The organism is Nostoc sp. CHAB 5836, from assembly GCF_020829445.1.
Classification (GTDB): Bacteria; Cyanobacteriota; Cyanobacteriia; order Cyanobacteriales; family Nostocaceae; genus Nostoc.
The window spans coordinates 51,416-73,400 of sequence record NZ_JAIVFV010000003.1 but is presented as its reverse complement, the minus strand read 5'-3'; the positions used below and the strand labels follow the sequence as shown (position 1 = coordinate 73,400).

General features: G+C 43.2%; 16 protein-coding genes. 12 read left to right on the top strand and 4 right to left on the bottom strand.

The annotated features are described in order from the left end of the window. The first annotated feature begins 46 nt into the window (after positions 1–46). From LC605_RS01375 to rpoD, 3 genes are all read left to right on the top strand, one after another. Entirely contained in the window at positions 47–3,940 is a 3,894-nt protein-coding gene (locus LC605_RS01375) for a filamentous hemagglutinin N-terminal domain-containing protein (RefSeq protein ID WP_229545792.1), read from the top strand. Between the two features lie 69 nt (positions 3,941–4,009). After that, positions 4,010–4,426 carry a tetratricopeptide repeat protein gene (locus LC605_RS01370; RefSeq protein ID WP_229545791.1) on the top strand — a complete coding sequence of 139 codons (417 nt, stop codon included), beginning with the start codon at positions 4,010–4,012 and terminating at the stop codon, positions 4,424–4,426. Between the two features lie 35 nt (positions 4,427–4,461). Beyond that, entirely contained in the window at positions 4,462–5,631 is a 1,170-nt protein-coding gene (rpoD, locus tag LC605_RS01365) for an RNA polymerase sigma factor RpoD (RefSeq protein WP_229545790.1), read from the top strand. A 651-nt stretch (positions 5,632–6,282) separates the two neighbouring features. On the opposite strand, the gene LC605_RS01360 is transcribed toward rpoD, so the two are convergent. Together LC605_RS01360 and gyrA are read right to left on the bottom strand one after the other, a co-directional pair. Then, a complete protein-coding gene (locus tag LC605_RS01360) occupies positions 6,283–6,468 on the bottom strand; it encodes a chlorophyll a/b-binding protein (RefSeq protein WP_229545789.1) in 186 nt (61 codons plus the stop codon). A gap of 569 nt (positions 6,469–7,037) precedes the next feature. Beyond that, positions 7,038–9,584 carry a DNA gyrase subunit A gene (gyrA, locus tag LC605_RS01355; RefSeq protein ID WP_229545788.1) on the bottom strand — a complete coding sequence of 849 codons (2,547 nt, stop codon included), beginning with the start codon at positions 9,582–9,584 and terminating at the stop codon, positions 7,038–7,040. A gap of 284 nt (positions 9,585–9,868) precedes the next feature. Between gyrA and LC605_RS01350 the strand changes: the two genes are divergently transcribed. Beyond that, positions 9,869–10,273, top strand: a complete 405-nt coding sequence (locus LC605_RS01350; RefSeq protein WP_229545787.1) for a response regulator — start codon at positions 9,869–9,871, stop codon at positions 10,271–10,273. A gap of 394 nt (positions 10,274–10,667) precedes the next feature. Here the strand turns inward: LC605_RS01350 and LC605_RS01345 are convergent, their stop codons facing one another. Beyond that, positions 10,668–10,844 (bottom strand): hypothetical protein, encoded by a 177-nt coding sequence (locus LC605_RS01345; protein ID WP_229545786.1) that lies wholly within the window; start codon positions 10,842–10,844, stop codon positions 10,668–10,670. Between the two features lie 234 nt (positions 10,845–11,078). Between LC605_RS01345 and LC605_RS01340 the strand changes: the two genes are divergently transcribed. The 8 genes from LC605_RS01340 to LC605_RS01305 all read left to right on the top strand — a co-directional run bounded on the left by LC605_RS01340 (position 11,079) and on the right by LC605_RS01305 (position 21,181). Further along, on the top strand, positions 11,079–11,807 hold the full coding sequence (locus tag LC605_RS01340; RefSeq protein ID WP_229545785.1) for a hypothetical protein: 729 nt from the start codon (positions 11,079–11,081) through the stop codon (positions 11,805–11,807). 40 nt (positions 11,808–11,847) lie between these two features. After that, a complete protein-coding gene (locus tag LC605_RS01335; RefSeq protein ID WP_229545784.1) occupies positions 11,848–12,975 on the top strand; it encodes a DUF1822 family protein in 1,128 nt (375 codons plus the stop codon). Between the two features lie 85 nt (positions 12,976–13,060). Then, positions 13,061–15,823, top strand: a complete 2,763-nt coding sequence (locus tag LC605_RS01330) for an ABC transporter substrate-binding protein (RefSeq protein ID WP_229545783.1) — start codon at positions 13,061–13,063, stop codon at positions 15,821–15,823. A gap of 352 nt (positions 15,824–16,175) precedes the next feature. After that, positions 16,176–16,379: a hypothetical protein gene (locus tag LC605_RS01325; RefSeq protein WP_229545782.1), complete on the top strand. Its 204-nt coding sequence runs from the start codon at positions 16,176–16,178 to the stop codon at positions 16,377–16,379. A 702-nt stretch (positions 16,380–17,081) separates the two neighbouring features. Next, positions 17,082–17,591, top strand: coding sequence for a calcium-binding protein (locus LC605_RS32725; protein WP_306426832.1), 510 nt, complete (start codon positions 17,082–17,084; stop codon positions 17,589–17,591). 786 nt (positions 17,592–18,377) lie between these two features. Further along, positions 18,378–19,031, top strand: a complete 654-nt coding sequence (locus LC605_RS01315; protein ID WP_229545781.1) for a hypothetical protein — start codon at positions 18,378–18,380, stop codon at positions 19,029–19,031. Between the two features lie 155 nt (positions 19,032–19,186). Next, a complete protein-coding gene (locus LC605_RS01310; RefSeq protein ID WP_229545780.1) occupies positions 19,187–20,782 on the top strand; it encodes a VWA domain-containing protein in 1,596 nt (531 codons plus the stop codon). A 27-nt stretch (positions 20,783–20,809) separates the two neighbouring features. Further along, positions 20,810–21,181 (top strand): hypothetical protein, encoded by a 372-nt coding sequence (locus LC605_RS01305; RefSeq protein WP_229545779.1) that lies wholly within the window; start codon positions 20,810–20,812, stop codon positions 21,179–21,181. A 70-nt stretch (positions 21,182–21,251) separates the two neighbouring features. Here the strand turns inward: LC605_RS01305 and LC605_RS01300 are convergent, their stop codons facing one another. Further along, positions 21,252–21,788, bottom strand: coding sequence for a GAF domain-containing protein (locus LC605_RS01300; RefSeq protein ID WP_229545778.1), 537 nt, complete (start codon positions 21,786–21,788; stop codon positions 21,252–21,254). Between the last annotated feature and the right edge of the window lie 197 nt (positions 21,789–21,985).

Genomic DNA, 21,985 nt, shown 5'->3' with positions numbered 1-21,985 from the left:
CTCATAAACCTGAAATCTGCTGTATTATATTTGTGAGTAATACCTGATGAACAAAATGCAAAACTTACAGCAAATAATATTATTTGGATGCACTTTTTTAATATTTTTTAACAAAACCACTAACGCTCAAATCATACCTGATAATACATTGGGTGCAGAAGCCTCCCGACTCACACCAAATGTCTTAATTAATAATATAAATGCAGACCGTATCGATGGTGGTGCAGTTCGTGGTAGCAATCTTTTTCATAGTTTTAGTCAATTTAATATTAGCGATGGGCAAAGAATTTATTTTGGCAATCCATCGGGAGTAGAAAATGTTCTTTCGCGGGTAACTGGTAGTAGTGCGTCGAATATTTTCGGGATTTTAGGCGTTGATGGCAATGCGAATTTGTTTTTGATAAATCCGAATGGGATTTTATTTGGTGAGAATGCAAGGTTAGATGTGCGGGGTTCATTTGTCGGAAGTACTGCGAATGCTGTGCAGTTTGGGGAACAGGGGTTTTTTGATGCAACGAATCCAGAAGCACCACCTTTATTGACTATTCAGCCTTCAGCATTGTTTTTTAGGAGAATTAATGCTAATTCTCAGGGAATTACCAATCGCACTCGTCCGAATGCTAATGATGCTGCACTTGCTAGTTCATTTGCACCGCAACAAGGAAGTCGTTATTGGGTAGGTGGAAATATCACATTTGATGGTGGTCAATGGGGTGTGGTGAATAATCGTGCAGAATTAGGGGGACTTGCTGAAGTCGGTTCTGTTGGGTTGATTGGAAACGGTAATCAAATGCAGTTAGCCTTCCCTGAAGGTGTATTAAGGGCGGATGTAGTGTTTAAAAAAAACGCCTTTCTTTTGACAACAGCAGGGGGGTCAATTACGGTAAATGCTAATAATATCAGCCTTTCTGAACGTAGTTTTATTACTTCAATACTTCAAGCTGGAGAAGGTCAACCTGGTGTGGCTGCGGGAGATATAGTAGTTAATGCAACTGGGAATGTCACGCTGGATAATCTCAGTAATATTGTAAGTTTAGGTTTGGAAAATTCTTTGGGCGATACAGGAAATATTGCAATTAATGCCCAATCTATTCGCCTGACAAATCAAAGCCAAATTGGTAGTAATGGTTTGAGAAATCAGGGAAATATTATTTTAAATGCTAAAGATAATATCACCCTTGATACCAATAGTATTATTAATACGACTGGAAACTTGAATTCGATAGGTAAATCTGGTGATATTACAATTGCATCAGGAAACATGAATTTAAGCAACCAATCTGGAATTAGTTCTGCCAATATGGGACAAGGGCAAAGTGGAAAAATAACCTTAAAAGTTCAAGAAGGCATTTCGCTGACTAGTGGAAGTCATATTACAAGCAGTTCTTCTGCATCTGTGGTTGGTGGAGTTAATAATCTGCCTAGTGGTAATATTGAAATCAATACGAAAACCCTCACACTTGATGATAGTAATACATCTATCACTTCTTCAAATATTGATGAGGGAAGGGGTGGTGATATTCGCATTGTCGCCGATGATTCAATTTTATTAAATGGTTTTGGATCAATTTCATCTTCCAGCACTGGGAAAGGTGATAGTGGAAATATCGAACTTCAAACGCCATCGCTTACGCTTATTAACGGTGGAAGCATTGGTACTCAATCTTCAGGACTTGGTAATAGTGGCAATTTATTAGTTAACGGTTCAGACTCCGTTAGCTTGAGTGGCATAATAACATCTACTAATCCACAAACAGGAGAAGCGATCGCTGTAGGCAGTGGACTAACAACTAGTGCTTTCGGTACTGGAAATGGTGGACAATTGACTATTAATACCCAACGATTGAGTATTAACGATGGTGGATATATTACCACTACAAGTGGTGAGTTTGGTCGTGGAGGAAATTTGACCATAAATGCCAAGGACTTTATGGAAGTTGTGGGGCGCTCACCCAATTTGGCGAGCCGTGTTTCTACCAGTACACTTGGCTCTGGAGATTCTGGGAGCCTCAACATTAATACTAGTCGATTAAGTATCCGTGATGGAGCAGAAGTCATAACTTTGACACCTGGTACAGGGAAAGGGGGAGACTTAACCATAGATGCAAAAAACTCAGTGGAGGTTATCGGTGGTTCATCTAGTTCCCCTAACAATCGCAGCATTATCTCTACAACTGCTTTTGTTGGCGATACAGGAAACATGAAGATTAACACTGGTAGTTTCAGCATCCGTGATGGAGGACAAGTTACTACTTCTACTCTTGGTCAAGGTCAGGGAGGTAATTTGATTGTTAATGCTGACCGTGTAGAACTCATTGGTGCTTCTGCTGACGGTCGTTTTTTTAGTAGCTTAATTTCTGCTGCGATTCCAGGTTCAACTGGAGATGCAGGAGATTTGACTATCACCACCAAAGATTTATTTCTGCAAGGTGGAGTACAGGTGAATGCTGGCACATCTGGCAGAGGTAAGGGTGGAAATTTGACGATTAACGCCCAAGATTTATTTGCACGGGATGGGGCACGGGTATTTACTGGTACATTCGGAGCAGGTCAGGCAGGGGATTTAAGAGTCAATGCCTCAAATAAAGTAGAACTACTTGGTACATTTGTTAATGGTTCTCCCAGTGGTTTAATTGCTTCTGCCGAAAGAGGTTCATCAGGAGATGGAGGAAATTTAAATATTACAACTCAAAATTTACTAGTGCAAGACGGGGCACAGGTCTTGGCAAGTACGTTCAGTTCTGGTAAAGGGGGAGATTTAACTGTAAATGCTTCAGAAAGCGTGCAACTGATTGGTCAGTCAGCTAATAGCGATTTTCTCAGTGGCTTGTTCGCTTCTTCTGAAAAAGATGCAACTGGAAATGCGGGAAATTTAACTGTAAATACCCAACGTTTACTGGCGCGAGATGGGGCGCAGGTGATAGCTGCCACATTTGGCGCAGGAAAAGCTGGAAATGTGACTGTAAAAGCTTCAGAAAGTATACAACTGATTGGTAAGTCAGCCAACAACCAATTTGCCAGTGGTTTATTTGCTTCTGCTGAAAGAGACTCAACAGGGGATGCAGGAGATTTGAAGGTGGATACCCAAAATTTATTTGTAGGCGATCGCGCTGGGATATTTGTAAATAGTCTCGGAACAGGCAATGCAGGTATTATGACCATCAACAGCGATCGTATCCGCCTAGATAACCAAGCTTCTCTCAACGCTAACACCCGCAGTCCCAACAAAGACCCCAAACGCGAACAAGCCACAATTAATCTCAATACTGGCGCTTTAATGCTCAGTCGCAACAGCAAAATTATCACCGACGCCACAGGCGAAAACGTCATTGGTGGTAACATTAACATCAACGCTGATGTCTTAGCAGCTTTACAAAACAGTGATATTAGCGCCAATTCTAGCAATTTTCGCGGCGGTCGTGTGAGAATCACTTCTCAAGGCATCTTCGGTACTCAACCCCGCAATTTTTTAACTACAGAAAGCGATATTACTACTAAAGGTGCAAGCCCCACTTTAAGTGGTAGTACGGAAATAAATCAACCCAATATTGACCCTAGTCAAGGATTAGTGGTATTACCTCAAATTATTATCGATCCAGATGCCTTGATTGCTCAAAATCCATGTTTGCAGGGTGCGGGTAGTCAATTTATTGTTACAGGAAAAGGAGGACTGCCACCAAGTCCCAACCAAGTGCTTGGTGACGAAGCTATGCAAGCTGATTTAATCGAACCTGATCCTATGACTCTAACTCAAGGGAAACCACAAACAGATGAAGGAAAAAATCCTAGCAACGAAAAACCTATATCTAGAAATAAAATTATCCCGGCTCAAGGGTGGATTATTAATGAACGTGGTGAAGTTATTTTGACGGCGTATGCTGCCAATGGCATGGAAACTCAACGAGAAGCGCATAGTAGCAATGGTTGTTCTGTGCGTTGAGATCAGGGAGTAGGGGAGGCAGGGGGGCAGAGGGGCAGAGGGGAAAAAATTACAACTGACAAGTGACAAATGACTAATTACAAACGCCGATCGCATTTGCTCATTTTGGTAATCATAGCGTTTTTGATGGCGATGCCTACAGCGACCAAAGGTAACGCAACTGCACCCGTTATCGCTCAAGTTGCAGATAAAGCACCTATTGTCCAAATACAAAATCAAAGTTTACAATTAGCAGCCAAAGCCAAATCCTTATACCAAGCTGGAAAATGGAAAGAAGCGGCGGATGTTTGGCAAAAGACAGCTAATGCTTTCGCAACTGCGGGCGATAAAACCAACCAAGCAATGGCATTAAGTAATCTTTCGCTCACATATCAACAATTGGGAAACTGGCAAGCTGCACAACAAGCAATTACTACTAGCCTAAATTTATTAAAAACATCTGGTCAATCTCAACAGCGAATACTTGCTCAAACACATCCATCTTGAGTAATTGATTCTGCAAGGAGCATGAGGAACGCGGCATGAACCAGGCTAACAACGTACTCGAAAGCATATATCAGCCTGACCTAGAAATAATTAATCAGCCTGAGCTCGAGTTAGAAGAACTCTTAATAGACGAAGAAGAGGACTTGCTGATCATCGATGAAGGTGAAGACGAATTTTTAGAGCCTCAGTCTGATGAGGACGACGCAAAGTCTGGAAAAGCCGCTAAATCGCGTCGTCGGACACAAAGCAAGAAAAAGCACTACACCGAAGATTCAATTCGGCTTTACTTGCAAGAAATTGGTAGAATTCGTCTGTTGCGGGCAGACGAAGAAATCGAATTGGCGCGGAAAATAGCCGATTTGCTGGAATTAGAGAGGGTGCGCGAAAGACTCTGTGAGCAATTAGATCGCGATCCCCGAGATAGTGAATGGGCAGAAGCAGTGCAACTGCCATTACCAGCTTTTCGTTATCGCCTCCATGTTGGTCGCAGGGCCAAAGACAAGATGGTGCAATCTAACCTCCGTCTTGTAGTTTCAATTGCTAAGAAGTACATGAATCGTGGGTTGTCGTTCCAAGACTTAATTCAGGAAGGCAGTCTCGGTTTGATTCGTGCGGCTGAAAAATTTGACCACGAAAAAGGTTATAAGTTCTCTACATACGCTACATGGTGGATTCGTCAAGCAATTACCCGCGCGATCGCCGATCAATCCCGCACAATTCGTCTTCCAGTTCACCTTTACGAAACCATCTCTCGGATTAAGAAAACTACCAAGTTGCTATCCCAAGAAATGGGTCGCAAACCCACTGAAGAAGAAATCGCCACTCGCATGGAAATGACCATTGAGAAGTTGCGGTTTATTGCTAAATCTGCCCAGTTACCCATTTCATTAGAAACGCCCATTGGTAAAGAAGAAGATTCTCGATTGGGCGATTTTATTGAATCTGATGGTGAGACGCCAGAAGACCAAGTTTCCAAAAATCTTCTGCGCGAAGACCTGGAAAAAGTCCTTGACAGTCTCAGCCCTCGTGAACGGGATGTACTTAGACTGCGTTATGGTTTGGATGATGGTCGGATGAAAACACTTGAGGAAATCGGCCAGATTTTCAACGTCACCCGCGAACGGATTCGTCAAATTGAGGCGAAAGCACTCCGCAAGTTGCGTCATCCAAATCGCAACAGCGTTCTCAAAGAATATATTCGGTAGTCATTAGTCATTAGTCATTAGTCATTAGTCATTAGTCATTAGGCTTAGAGGATGTTTGAAAAGTCTAATTTATTACTAACCGGGCGACTAGAAGTCGCGGCTACACAAACAAAACCTGCCTACGCAGGTTAAAAACTTTAATTTTCTCTTAGTCCACGGAGGTGGACGAGAGTTTGTGTAGTAGCGAATTCTATTCGCCCAATACTTTATAAACACCCTCTTAGACAAATGACCAAGGACAGATGACAAATGACAAACAAATAAAAAACCTGGTAGTGAATTAGCACTCCAGGTTTTCTTATTTATAGGTCATCTTAGATATTGAACGCACCGCCAACCAAATCTTGCGATTATGGTTGGGTATTCTTGCGCTTTTGAAGCCAAAAGACTTCTAAGCGTTCCCAGACATACTGGCGTCCTCAGTGCATCGTAGAAACTTTTGTCTACGGAAACCCCAGAAAAACTAGCAATTCCTAAATAAATAATTGCTGTAAATGGTCGTGCCTCTACGAAATTTCGCTTTGCCGTACCAGTATTATTCTACTACAATGAAGATTCACTTTTATTTTGGTTCTCCCTAACCCCACCTAAAATATAAACATTTCCAAGTATTTTTAGGTGGGGACTGCGGGAGAACATTTCTGTTCAAACTTACAGGATGCCCCAAAAATGTAGAAAGCCTTGACCAGAAAAAAGTTCAACCAAAATGGCTGCTGAAAAGCCAATCATTGCTAAACGACCGTTCCAAATTTCTGCTTGTGGGGTAAAGCCCCAACGCCAAGCGTTGCGATCTTCAATTACAGGAGTGGTGACTTTTGTTGTGCTTGCATTTGTCATGGTTTTAACCCCGAACTTATTTTTTAAGGTTTATTGCCTTATGTAAACTAATATAACAATCTTTTTCATAATTGCAACACTTGTTTATACTTTTATTACTAAAGCTAGACACCAATAATTAGATACATAAATAAAAAGCAAATACATCTATTGAAAGATAGAGCTACTGAAGATTAAGATAACGTGAGTTCGATGGATCATATAGTGTGCGTTTAGTTAGCCGTAAACAAAGATACCTCCCTGGTTTTACTACGCAAAACTGTCCCTCTCCGATTCAAAGAGGGACAGACTTCAACTTTTATTACAAGCAGGGAGAGATTTATGGAACTCACGTTAAAATTTATACTTTCAGGAGTACAGACGTGTCACTTAAAAAATTGTTGTTTCCATGTCTTGCACTAGCTGTCCTGATTGTTGTGATATTTGGTTCTGCTACCCTTGCACAGAGTGGGGTTGCAGCAGCTTGGGTGCAAGCATCTCCTCCTCAGTCATGCTCTTCTGTATGTTACAGAGAGTCTCTTAACGCAGTCCTGCAAGTTGGCTTCTCGCAAGTTAAACATCACTCTAATTTACGATCGCACTTCGGCAACAGTAATGATTTTTTCATCGCGGTTGAGTTGGAGAATGCTTTCACCTTTCACATCTCTACCTAAGATCGGCACTGTTTCCACAGGTATCCGCACTACTCGCTCCTTATTGGTCACTAAAGCTACCTCGGCAGAGACGTTGGCGTAGCCCGCCGTTCGCGTAGCGTCTCCAAGAGTTGGCATCGCTATAACCATACCAGCTAACTTGTCAGTTTTGCTAGCAAATTTCAGCGCTTGCGTGCCTAAATCGCCGCGATTAGCGGCTCTCAACTGACTCGCAGCCATCCGCTTGGCATATCCTTCTTGAGTAACTAGCAGTAGTTGGTCATCTTTACCGACAGTCACACAGCCAACCATTTGCTGATTTTTCAATAACCGAAATGCTTGTAAACCCATCGCAGTGCGACCCATAATCGGTAATTGTTCATCATTGACTGCAAAGCGCAACAGTCGCCCACCGGAACTAGCTAAAATTAGATGCTCCCCTGGAGTGGTGAACTGGGTAAATGACAATTCATCATCCTCTTTGAGCTTCAAAATCGTAATTCCGCGCCGAGTCAGGTTAGTAAATTCTTCCAGAGACAGACGCTTAATTCGTCCTTGTTTTGTTAGGAGAATCATCTGCTTAGTTTGGAGATTTTCCGGCAGCAAAAAGCGGCTGACCACCGCTTCTTGAGCGCCTTGAGCAGTACTACTGAGCATAGTAATCAAAGGTTTTCCCCGTGGAGAACGCCCAGTAGTTAGAGGAATTTCTCCCACATTCACCGGATAGACTTTGCCGCCACCAGTTAGTATTAGCAAGTCTTTCTCGGTGTTGGTCAACACAGTTTGGATAATGAAGTCATGATCATGCAGACCGTTTTCACCTTTTGACTTTCTCCCAGATGGCTGGGTGCGGCGGACATAACCCCGTTGAGTAAATTCTAAAATCGCTTCCTCTGCTGGTTCAGAAGATTTAAGTTCCTCCTCCTCTGCCCTAGACTTCTGCCCCTCTGCCCTAGACTTCTGTTCCTCTGCGCTAAACTTCTGCTCTTCTGCGATTTTTGTCCGTCGGGGATCGTTGTACTTGCGCTTGAGCGATCGCAAATCTTTTTTCAGCGCCTTCAATAATTCTCGGCGATCGTTGAGTAATTGCTCCAATAAACTAATTTGTCCACTTAGCTGCTCAAATTCTTGCTGCAAGTTTTGCTGTTCTAAACTAGTGAGGCGGCGCAATGGCATAGCCAGAATTGCATCTCCTTGTACCTCACTCAACTCCAATTGGCTACAAAGATTAATTTTTGCCGTACTCCCATCGGGAGCTTGTCGTAAAATTTCAATTACCTCATCCAAATTCGACAGCGCTTTTAGCAAACCTTCTACCAAATGCACACGACTTTGAGCCTTACCCAACTCGTAATTGTAGCGACGGTTCAGCGTCTCTTCTCGGAAACTCAAAAACTCCTGCAACAGTTGACGCAAACTTAACTGGCGGGGTTGTCCATTCACTATTGCTAGGAGAATGGCCCCAAAAGTCATTTGTAAAGCAGTTTGGTGATATAAATGCTGGAGAACTTCTTGGGGATTGGTATCGCGTTTGAGTTCAATTACCACCCGCATCCCTTCGCGATCGCTCTCATCCCGAAGATCAGAAATTCCTTGCAAGCGACCTTGATTTACTAAGTCGGCTACCTTCTCAATCCAGCCTGCCTTATTCACTTGATAAGGCAATTCTGTAATAATAATTGCCGTCCGTCGCTTGCTTCCCCTAGTGGCTGGAATTTCCTCCAGAGTGGCGACTCCCCGCAGCACAATCCCACCCTTACCTGTAGTGTATGCTTCCCGAATTCCCGCCTCACCGATTATTTCCCCACCAGTGGGAAAATCTGGCCCTGGAATTAGCTCAAATAACTTTTCGTCTGGCAAATCTGGGTTGTCGATTAAGGCAATTAACCCATCGACAACTTCCCCCAAGTTGTGCGGTGGAACATTTGTCGCCATTCCCACCGCAATACCAGAACAGCCATTGAGCAACAGAAACGGCAATTGAGCAGGTAGCACCGTTGGTTCTTGCTGGGAATTATCAAAGTTCCCGACAAATTCCACAGTTTCTTCACCAATTTCTGTCAGCATTCCCTCATAACTGATGGGTGCGAGGCGCGTTTCTGTGTAGCGCATCGCTGCTGGCGGGTCATTATCGACACTGCCAAAGTTACCGTGTCCTGCTAGTAAAGGATAGCGGCTAGAAAAATCCTGCACCAGCCTGACTAAAGCATCGTAAACTGATTGGTCGCCGTGGGGATGGTATTTACCCAACACATCACCCACTACACGGGCACATTTTCGATAGGGTCTATCTGGTACTAAACCGAGTTCGTGCATGGCATATAGAATCCGACGATGCACTGGTTTTAAGCCATCACGCACGTCTGGTAGCGCTCGCCCGACAATCACGCTCATGGCATATTCTAGATAAGACCGTTGCATCTCAGTGTGCAGGGCTGTTGTAATTACCTGTCCCGTTGAGAGAAGGTTTAACTGTTTTGCCATGAGTTTTTTCCCTGAAGTTTAACTACACAAAAGCTGATAGAACTCAACACTGCGGCAACCAGAGCATAACGGATCAAATAGGATTGATCACAAAATTTTGATAGTCACACAACAAAAAGCACTAGTATCATCCTTGATGACAAGGATGCACATTGACTATTAAAAAGGATGCACATGAGTATAATCTACATAAACTTAGTAGCTATCATACTTTCCATGATTGCATTTGTTAATTTTGAATTCTGGAATTCTGGAATCCTCTCACCTCTATAACTAAAATTCTCATGAAAACTGTTTTAATTGTCGAAGACGATCTAATTAATGCTCGTGTTTTTTCCAAAATTTTGTCCAAGCGTGGCGGCTTGGGTGTCAAACACACCGAAAATGTCGAAGAAGTCATAAAAATTGCCCAATCAGGAGAAGCCGACCTGATTTTGATGGATGTTTCTCTGTCTAGAAGTGTTTATCAAGGTAAATCTGTTGATGGAATCAAGATTACACAAATGTTAAAATCTGATCCAAAAACAGCAAACTTACCTGTTATTTTGGTGACAGCCCATGCTATGGAAGGCGATCGCGAGAACTTTCTCAAGCAAAGCGGTGCTGATGGCTACATTTCTAAGCCAGTTGTTGACCATCAACAGTTTGTTGAGCAAATCATCGCACTTCTACCCACAGACGACAACTAAGAATTAACAACTTATTTCCGGAATACTCGTCCGCCAATGTTTTTGGGCGAGTATTCCTGTATTTCATAGTATATGTGTACTATATAAAGGTACTGCTAGGCAAGTGGAAAAAAGGGGAGTTAGGAGTTAGGAGTTATAGCGGTTCTCAATTGCATGGAATACAGACCTAACCCCCAGCCCCTTCCCTTGTAGGGAAGGGGAGTAAGACTCAAAGCTTCTTTCCTTTTAGAAGAGAGGAATGGAAGTGAGGTCAGAGTGTATTGCTTCCATTCTAGAAGCGCTATAAGAGTAAAAGTTATTCTTCTCCTGCCCCCTGCCCCCTGCCCCCTGCCCCCTGCCCCCTGCCTCATCCCCCTCATCCCCCTCATCCCCCTCATCTCCCATTCCCCACTCCCTAATCCCCAAGAGTTTGCTGTTTGACGTGTTCTAAAAACTCTTCAACTGTACCTGTTTTCCCCTGATTACGAAGACGTATCGCCATTGCATGAATAGCATCCTCGTCGTCTCTATGAGCCAAGATGTACTCTCTTAGGTCTATATAGGCGTGTACATTTTTGTTAATTGTTGACAAATTCTGTACATCACCGTGTTCTGCTCTGGTGTCGGTTCCATTTCACCTCCTTGAGTGGATAAGTGTCCAGTGTTGGCTAAAAATCCTCTGCTTGGGCATCCGCTAATAAAGTTTTGTAAATAATTTGAATTACCCCTGTCTCTAACTCCGATAACCCATCAGGCAAGTAAGGGGAGGTTAGTTAGGTACTGTCATGATATTTAAACCTAAACTGATGGGGTCTGGATGACCTCTATGTGTAATAAGATTATTGCTCCCTCTCTAATTTGCTTGCTTCAGGCTGCTTTAAATAATCCAATTGAAAGGAGCAAGCTATTACAGCAACAAGAACAGATCCGGGAAATCATGAACGATATTCCTGCTCGTGAATGGCTATTTGAGCAAATATGTCAAACTGATGACCCCAGTCAGGCAAAGAAGCTCATTATTGATATGATGTGGTCTTCCAAGTTAATTTGGCATGGTGGAGGGATATCACCGGATGTCTATGGTGAAGCCCGATCGCGAACCTGGGTATGGTTTACGGAAAATCTATGTTCCACGTATAAACCAGCACTAGCAAGCTTTGTCACCTGGTTTAACCAAAGGCTGAAAGGGATGATTCAGGATGTCATTCGAGAAAGAGCTAAGGAAGAAAGAAGACGGTTAAATCTTCCAGCAGATGAAGAAGATAATGAGTGGATTTATCCTCCTGCGCCAGAGCCTGATCGTTGGCATGAAACAATCCAAGAATGGCTAGAGTTAGTGCGAAATAATCCGCATCTGTTGATCAATTGTCGAATGCAGAGTCATGCCAATGTCAACTGTCAGGTCTTGTTGATTCATATCTTGAAGGTGTTGGGCGATTCAGGGGAGTTTTCTTGGAATGCGATCGCCCAAGAGTATGGAGTTGAACCGTCGGCGCTGAAGAGATTTTGTCGGACACGATGTTTCCGTATTTTCAGACAGTTATTGCCTGAATAAGATTGCGAAAAGTTACTAGACGTTTTCTTTGACACTAATCATGATTGATACTCCAGTAAAATTCATTCCGATCGCAATTCCGATTACGGGGACTGACCGCAAGCAGGCTTACCAGTTTGCCCAACAACAGCCAACCCAAGAGCGATCGCAACAAGTTTATCGGAATACGCTAGCTGTGTTAGTAACTGGGCGTTATTTGCAACTGCTGGGTATCGATACTGATTTAGAAGTCAGTCATAGTTGGAATCCCCTCGATCGCCTGTTAGAAAACATTGCAGACCTATATATTCCCAGTTTGCAAGGCTTTTTAGAGTGTCGTTCGCTTCAAAGGAGCGATCGCAAATGCAAAGTTCCTAAAGAAGTGTGGTCAGAACGCCTTGGCTACGTGATGATTCAACTCGATGAACCTTACCAAGAAGGGCAAATTTTAGGATTTGTGGAATCCGTATCAGTGCCGGAAGTACCACGCAGCTATTTCCAACCCCTCGATGTATTAGTTGATCGTTTGACATTAGAGCGATCGCCACAACCAATGGTTCAACTCAGACAATGGCTCAAACGCATATTTGAACCTGATTGGCAACCCCCAAAAGACTTGCTCAACACCATCAGAGGACTGACTCTACAATTTTGTGAGCCACAGCCTAAACGAGGTGAAGTGAATTCAGTCCTCATTCGCCAACAGGTTGAACAACTCTATCGCCGACAGTCTTGTGATCTGGTGCAACCCATTCCGCTTAACCTCAATCCTCAGGAAGCTTTGGTAAATCTGATCCAAACTACTCAAGATGATGAAATTCGCTGGCAGTCGGCTGAGTTTTTATGGGAACTAGATCCTCAACATCCTGACTGTCCGGTGATCAGTGCCAAAGATTTAGGAATTTATCTGATCGGGCATCCTATAGTATTAATGGTCGGTATTTTGCCTAAGTCAGATGGCAAGATGTTAATTCTCCTGCGGGTGTATCCTCAGGGGCAACTGTCTCATCTGCCGTTGGGATTAAAGCTGATCGTGCTGGATGAAACCGGAAATCCGTTTTTTGAAGAAGTGAAATCGCGACAGCAAGATCATTATATGCAGTTTAAATTTACGGCAGACGGAGGCGATCGCTTCAGTGCCCGTGTTGTTCTCAATGATGCCAGCTTTACCGAAAGTTTTATTGTTTAACTTTCTCTTGCATAGCCAAGCTTAATCGTGCTTATCTAATAAATAAATTCTTTATCTCCAGGCACTATCGCGTTGTTGTCTGTCTATGGTGCAGTCCTCCTCTAGCCCTCAACTTCCTAAAAACGTCGCTGTCGTTCTCCGAATCAGTGCTGGTAGCTTCGTTGACGGTTTCTCTGTGTCGCTTCAGATTTTAGAAGATGGTCAAATTATTCAAGAACATGATGATTTGCCTCTTATTCCTGCTGCACCTGAAATACCGCAGTTATATCAAGAGTGGCAAAATATATCACTAGAGGGCAGTCGTCAACTGCAAGCGGTTTCTGGACAAGTAACGAACGTAGCCAATGTCGAAAATTGGAGACAAAGAACTCAAAGGCTAGAGGACTATTGTAGAAGATGGTTTCAAGATAGAGCGTTTAGCAGTTTGCGCGATCGCATTCGGGCAAATACCAGAATCAGAACCGATCAATCTGTGCCAATTATCATTAGATGTCCGACTCAAGATCAAAACCAAAATGAACTTCTGCGTAGGCTACCCTGGCACGTCTGGGATTTATTTACCAACCTACCCAATGGCGAGTTTGCTTTGTTCACGAACTTTCGTCGTCAAGTAGCCACTTTAGAAGCACCAGTCAGAGTTTTAGCCATTTTCGGTAGTTCTCAGGGTGGTTTGCAACTAGAAGAAGATCAAGCAGCATTAGAGATCCTCCAACAGCGTGGAGCAGAAATTATTAGGCAATCAGAGCCGAGTGAAGAAACTCTATCTCGCCTGTTATTTGATGAAGATTGGGATATCTTGTTTTTTGCCGGACATAGTTCCAGTCAGGGAACAAGTGGACAGATCCAAATTAGTCAGGGTAATTTTTTACCGTTACATGCGTTACGTCAAAGCTTAACGAGAGCGGTAACGAGAGGTTTAAAGTTGGCAATCTTCAATTCCTGTGATGGGTTAGGGATTGCAGATTTTTTGGCAGGGTTGAATGTGCCAGCTCTGATCGTGATGCGGGAACCTGTGCCGGATCGGATTGCGTGTCAATTCTTACTGTACTTTTTGAGGGAATTTTCTCAGGGTACACCTCTTTGTCTGGCAGTGCGTGAGGCTCGCGATCGCCTCGAATCTATACAAAGCATTTTTCCAGCCGCATCTTGGCTACCCGTCGTTTGCGTGAATCCTAATCAACCAGAGTTAGTTTGGCCTGTCTCAACTCCCCCGATACCCATCACGCGACCCGAATCACTACTATCGCGCTTGCGATCTTATTTCCGTCGTCATTATTTCATTACTATTGGATTTGCTGCCTTTGCCTTGATTGTAATCATCCCTCAAGCTAGTCCAATTGCGTGTCAGATTTTTCCCTCAATCTGCCAACCGCCAATTGCTGATAACAGAAAGAGCCTTGATCGTCAAAAGCCAATTGAGGATTTTATTAGCTATGGTGAAAAGTCAATTGCTAATAGCAAAGTACAACTGAGTGAACCATATCTCTCGTTAAAACTGCAAGGCATTAAAGCATTTTCTCAAGGTAAATATAAAGATGCGGTGAGCATTTTTGATGACCTCCGTAGTCAGGCACAACACAAAAAATCTGTTCCGGGTCTCTATAGTCAGGCACAACACAAAAAATCTGTTCCGGGTCTCTATCAAAAGGCTTTAGCAGCACTACAAGATCCGGAAATCCTGATTTATCGTAACAATGCTTTTGTGAATGATCGGCATATCCAAAACCCGAATTTGCCAATTTACACCATTGCTGTTGCCGCGCCATTGAATCTTGATGCCGGATTGGGTATCGTATTTGGAGTCGCTCAAGCGCAGGATGTAGCCGTCAAGCAGAAGATCAGCTTACAAGTCGTGATTGCTAACGATAGCAATAGCCCTGATCAAGCCCAGCAGGTTGCAGAAATCCTCTCCAAAGATGGCAAAATTCTCGCTGTGGTGGGGCACTACACTTCTCCCAATACCTGTGCAGCTTTGAAAGTTTATTCCCCAAAGGAGCTTGTGCTTATTTCTCCCACCAGCACCGTTGTTAACCTCCAATCGAATCCAAACTGCGGTGGCGATCCCAATAAAGTATTCTTTAGAACTGTTTCATCAACTCGAGTAGAAGCCCATAGTCTGGTACAGTATTTAGTCGATGATCTCAAAAAGCCTCAGCCAAAAGTGGTTGTTTTTTACAATAGCAAAGAGTCCTTTAGCAAAGATTTGTTTAATCAGTTTGTTCAGGTTATCAAAGCATTTAAGGGAGGTGTAATTGCTACGTTTGATTTATCTGATCTAAACTTCGATACTAGTCAACTTCCGCCGGAGGTGAAAGATGCAGATGCTTTGGCAGTATTGGCCGATGGGCAGACTAACGATACTGAAGCATTTCAAAAAGCAATCAATATCATCAAATTGAATAATGGAAAAAAACCAGTTTTAGGGTCAAATTCCCTATATCTCCAAGAAGTTATTAATCAGGCTAAAGATACCACAGTAAATCGCTTATTCCTTGCGGTTGACTGGCATCAAAAGCAATGTGGTGCAGCAGCGTTTGCAAAACAGATCAATGAATACTGGGGCGGTGATTTAAATCGACGGACAGCCTTAGCATATGAGGCTGTTCAAGCGGTGTTGCAAGCCATTAAATTATCATCAAATTCACCCGTGACTCGACAGGATATTCAGCAGAAATTGTCTGAGACAGGAATTATACCTGGGGTAGCAGCATCTAGTGCGATTATCGAAGGCTTCCCGATTAGTTTTGATGCGACGGGCGATCGCAGAGAATTTACCACTCGTGCGATCGTTACTGTAAATAATAAATTGAGGTTTGATCTCGTGAAAGACGTTCCTTGTCCTAAGTAGGTCGGGGCAATTAAAGTTAACTGGCTAAGGCTGTCATTTGTCATTTGTCATTTGTTACTAGTAAGGGTTTTAAGCTTATTTACGTTTCGTAACATACTTGGGTTTTTTCGCACCGACGTACTTAGATTTGTCTTGAAAGTTGGGTATGGGGCAATAGGTTTGGGTTAAAAAGAAAAGTAGAAAAGTAGGTTGGGTAGAGTGTAAGCGTTACTCAAGAAAGTCTTGAGGATGTTGGGTTTCGTTCCTCAACCCAACCTACGCCTACGCCTTGTCCCACATACGCTTTACCCCACCCCTCAATCCCCTCGCCGTGAACGGGGGGAGGTTTTAGCTCTACATTCTTTTTCACCAGATGTCTATTTGTTACATCGGCGATGGCATTTGTTACATCAGCGATGGCATTTGTTACATCGGCGATGGCATTTGTTATTTCGGCGATGGCATTTGTTACATCGGCGATGGCATTTGTTATTTCGGCGATGGCATTTGTTATTTCGGCGATGGCATTTGTTATTTCGGCGATGGCATTTGTTATTTCGGCGATCGCAATTGCTGATTGCCTTTATCCTAAAACAACTTAAGACAAAGACCTCTTGTTAGTTTACGAAGAAGCAAGCTTTCAGAGCCTATTTATAAAGTAAATATTAAGTAGGGTGTGTTACGGCTGTGTAGGAATTTGAGGGTTTGAGAAAGTTTAATTTAGCCGTAACGCACCATATTTTCAGGTGCGTTACGCGCTGCTTTAACGCACCCGACAATTTAAGGTTTACTTTATAAGTGGTCTCTCACCTGTCCAATACAATATTTGTTTGTAAAGTTACGTAAAAATTCGGGCGATTTTTACTCTAGCCTCCGATAGTCCTTTGTAGGGTAAAAAGCAATACGCTTGGGTTAAGAATAATTGTAGGTTGGGGAGCCACTTGTGTGAGCGGGTTTCTCGACTTGAGCAAAGTGGCGTTTGAACGCAGTTAAACCCAACAAAGGCTTGAAAACTACATAATTTAATTTTTTGGGCTTAACCCAAGTGTATTGGGGTAAAAAGCATTGTCTCTTGAGTCAATACTTTTCGGATAAGCGTAAACTACTCCCTGTTAGTCTCTTAGTTGGTTAAAGGGCAAAGGGTAAAGGTGAATTCAAAGCCTTTCCCTTTCCCCTTTCTCCCTTAACCGAAAAGTATTGGATTGCGTACCAATGAGGTGATGGAAGATTTATCCAAATACCTTTGCCTTAATTCGATTTAAATCAAGGAGAAACTCAAATGGCTATTATTAATGGCAGCTTTTTCAATGATGTACTCTTTGGCAGCAACGGTGACGACCTGATCGCTGGCTACTCCGTTGGCTCTGGTTTGTTTGATTACGACGGCTACGATACATTGTTTGGCTTTGCTGGCAATGATATATTGTTCGGCGGCAATCAGGATGACATCCTTTATGGCGGAGATGGTAACGATACATTGTTCGGCTCTACAAACAGTGGCTTAGTAGAAAACGACATCCTGGTTGGTGGTGCTGGTTCTGATACTTTCGTTCTTGGCGGTTCCTTCGGTGTTGGATACCAAGGTTTTGGTTACGCTACCATTACTGACTGGAACCCCTCTTCTGATTCGATTCTAGCCGGGGGTTTCTCTAGTCTATACTCTCTTGGGAATGCAAACTTGAGTGGCAATTCTGCTCTAGACACACAAATTTACTATGGCATTGACTTGATCGCTAACGTTCAAGACACTACCAATGTCATTCTCTCTATAGATTTCATCTTTGCCTAGTCAGCACTTTGTTCGCTTTCTAAATGCATTTTTGCTTAAAAGTTTGCGATGACGCACAGCCCCCGTAGTCAATGCGATCGCATTTGGGGGCATCGTTATCCAGAACCTTTGTAGAGATGTAGCAGTGCTACATCCAGGGCTATTTCATTCTAGACATAAACCACCCGGAACTGAAGTTCCGGGCTCATAACTAAAGTCCGTTAAAACGGACTATAACCCAATACGGTTCACTTAAGGCTAAAACTCTTTTTCTTTAACGTAGACGCACTCGCGTTTGCGTCTCCAAGAGTTGCGGCAAGCCGCAGGCTACCGCTCCAGATAAGGAGTTGCCAGTGCGCCCTTGCGGTTAAGAGACTTGTTCGCTCTTAGGGTTCCTGCAGGGTAGCAACTGGCGCGGCACAGAGAGAAGAGAGAAAGAGAGCGAAGAAATGCTTAACCCAAGTGTATTGGACTATAACCTTTTCTCAGTCGTCTTTAGACGACTTTTGCTATTAGACTCAGAATTCATTCTGAGGCGGGCTAGATGAGAATGAAATAGGCCTTATTTAATTGCATACTCTGCAAATGATTTCATCGTTTGCAAAAGCTTTGCTATCAACGAATTCATTAGACATCTGGTGAAAAAAAATGTAGAGACGTAGCACTGCTACGTCTCTACAAGGGTTCTAGGTAAGGCATATTTAATTTCTACCAGATGTCTATTACTTTCGCCGCCGATGCCAAACTGATCACGGCTAAAGAATGCGATCGCACATCAGCAATCCGTTTCCAAAATTAATTTCTACAATGATGACTCAACCGAGGGGCAATCCTTTTCGACTCTCTCACACTCAATTTTTAGTGGCTGGTTTATTAATTGGTTATATTAGCTTTGTTTTGTGGTTAGGAATACGTTTAATTGTTCTATTTAGCGGCGCAGTGATTGTTGGATTGGCGATCGCTTCTTGGTACGTGCAACTCGAAGGCCAAAAAATAAGCTCTTCAGCAACTTCCGCGAATTTACTGGAAAAAGATGTTTTTTTAAGTCATATCAGCTACTTTAATAACCGAATTCCTGATACTTCTCAAACTCTGTGGCGATCGGTTCAGCAACAAGCTCAAGCCATTGGGCAGATCGCGACACAAATTGCCCAACAGGAATCAACTTTCACTCCAGACTTGCTCGAAACATTGCACACTGTTCTAGATTTAGTTGACCAACTGGTGCAAGCATTGCAGGTTATTCAACAAGTGCAAACACCACGTTATCGAGAGTTGGCACAACAACAGTTACAAAGCAGCATGACTCGACTTCAGCAAACCCATGACCAGCTTCAGGAATTGCACGACCAAATTGCATTGGAAAGTTTGGAGCGGCGTTCACTTAGCGCTCCTGCTGTCATCTCGATCCGGCTGCAAACACTGATTGCGGAAAACGAAAGAGGAATTTTAGAAAATTAAAAACTGTGAAAAATTTGCCTTTCAAATTTTGCCTAGCGATCGGACTATGCTTGACATTTTTGTCCACTTGTACAATACCATCACCAATATCATCAATCAATTCATTTGAAAGTGCCGATCACTATCTAAGCCAACATCTTTTACCCAGTATTCAATTGGATTCACAGCTTGTATCTGACACCGCCGCCTATAATGCGGTGATTCCTCCACTAGCTGATTCTGTCCCCGATCCAAACTTCTTTCCTCTTTACGGTGCAAAGCCAAGCAACGATCCGAATATCGTGTATGTCGAAATCTACAGCTCGGCTGAAAAAGCGAATGGAGAACGACAGGATGAACGTTGGTTAATTGATGTTGTAGAAAAATTTAATCAGCAACCACAAAGGCTCAAGTCTGGAGAAGTCATTCAAGTAGGGATTCGGAATATTCCTTCTGGATTGGGCGCACAGATTTTAGCTGCTAAGAAAGGGAAACCCGCAGGCTACACACCAGCAACGGCTTTGTGGTTGGAGTTACTGAAAGCTGAAGGATTGCCACTACAAGCGATCGCACCTGCATTAGTCTCGAACCAAGCCATCTTTGCAATCCAACCCCAGGTGTATCAACAACTGGCTAAAGGTGGAGGGGTGACGTTTGATCGCTTGATGGATGCCATTCTCGCAGACAAAATCCAAGTTGGTTATTCCAATCCTTATATCTCCTCATCGGCGTTGAATTTTCTGCATACACTGCTTTGGCGTTCAGCAGGTCATACTCAAGATGGCAAACCATTAACTATTGCTGAACTAGAGTCTTCTCAAGTCAATTCAGTTTTTAGCACCTTCCAGAAACAAATCGCCCTCACGACGCCCACATACCTGGACTTAAAGCAAATTTGGATTCGTGATCCCCAAAAGTTTCAGGCAATTGTCATGGCCTACCAAAGCTATGTCAATCTGAAAAAACAGCCAGAATTTGCACAGCTTGCTTACATTCCCTTCGGTGTTCCTGAAAATTCGCCATTAGTTGGATTTGATTGGAATACGGCATCTGAGCGAGAAGCCCTGGAGAAATTTGCTGCCTTTGCTACCTCTGCACCAATGCAACAATTGGCTCAACAACAGGGATATGAAAAAACAGAGTATCTCCAGCGAAATCAATTTCCACCCCTACCATCTGGTGAAGTCCTCAAAGCCGCTCAGTCATTTTGGAAACAGCGTAAAGATGGTGGACATACAGTTTACATGGAACTGATTGTGGATACTAGCGGTTCAATGGAGCTAAACAACCGTCTGCAAGCGGTTCAGAAAGCGTTACGATTTGCCAGCCAACAAATTAACCGAGGTAATCAGATTGGGTTAGTGACCTTTAGCGATCGCCCCACTCGCCGGATCACCCTCGCTCCCTTCAACGAATTAGAACAAAAGCGATTATTTGCAGCCATTGACCAACTTCAACCTGATGGTGAAACTGCTCTCTATGATGGACTCGCTGTTGGTTTGGCAGATCTGATGGCAAAACAAAAAACTGATCCCAAGGGTCGATTTTATCTACTACTGCTCACCGATGGAAAACGAACCAACGGACTTGATTTTAGACAAATTAAGGATGTGATTAAGTACAGCCGTGTGAGAGTATATCCCATTGCCTACGGTGAAGTGAATCAGCAGGAATTAGAAGCGATCGCTGCGATTCGAGAAGGCAGTGTTTACCAAGGCACACCCGAAAAAGTACAAGTTCTGCTCAAAGACTTGTTTCAGACTAATCTCTGATCCAGTAATTTTAGAAAAATCACAACAATGAACCTCAACACGCAACTCCTCAAAACTTTAGGACTCAGTTGGTTAGTGTTTTTAATCACCGGAGTGCTGATCAGTTGGTTCTTTGCAATTCCGGCAATCACAATACTGATCGATCGCAGCTATTGTCCAGCGACAGAGTGGCAGCAGGTTGTTCAGACTTACACTCAACTTTATCAGCAGCACCAGCAACGTCGTTTGCAATTACAATCTGTCGTCTTGTTCAGCAGTCTAGGAGAGGAGCAGTTGTCAACTCCACCTGAGCCTAAAGTATTACAACAGTTATCGACTTACGGACGCCCGCAGCCACAACGGCAGTTGCAACTACAAAAAGACTATCCTCAAGCACAACTGTTGCAATGTACTCAATAATGGGGAGGGCTAGTAGGGAAGGGGTTGGGGGTTAGGTTTGACTTGCACACGGCATGAATTCCGAATTATTTTAACTCTCCACAATGTTACGATCCGTTGCTAGAGTTTGTGCGCCCGTTTGCATCATTTCTATATCTGATGGCGACCAATCGTGAGGCCCTTGACAGTGATGTGCTGCTAGCAATCCCCATAATCCTCTGGGAATCAAAATTGGTACAACCAAATTAGCACGAACCTGCATACTGCCCAGAAAATCTCGGTGACAAGACTCGATTGGCTCTAATTCAATATCAGCGATCGCTCTTATCCGTCCAGCTAAGTATAAAGCAGCATACTCATTGTTAAAACAATCATCTGGGCCAGTGGAACCAAGTATTGAGAATTCTTTAGAACTCAAAGATTCAAAAGTAACCTGTCCTTGCCACTGCCCGTAAAAATAATACAACACTACCCGGTCAACCTGAAGCGATTCTCTGAGTTGATTGGTAGTTTGGCGGACTAACTCATTTTGCTCTATTGACCTGACAAGGCGATCGAGCAATTTTTGCAACCCCTGTTTAGTGCGATCGCGGCTCTGGTTAAATTCTGAGTAAGGATGAATTTGCACGGTTCTCAAATTACGATTAGGTAAATGCTGCCGGATTTATATAGTAATTTATTAGACCTTATTTAAATACCAGGGCTATTTCATTTTATTTCTCCAGTATCCCAGCATTTTGGATCATTTATTTCTTGGATTACTCTAACGTAGTCCAACTACCAATGGTGCAATCTGGAGTACTGCAAACTGAGATTCGTTCTCGG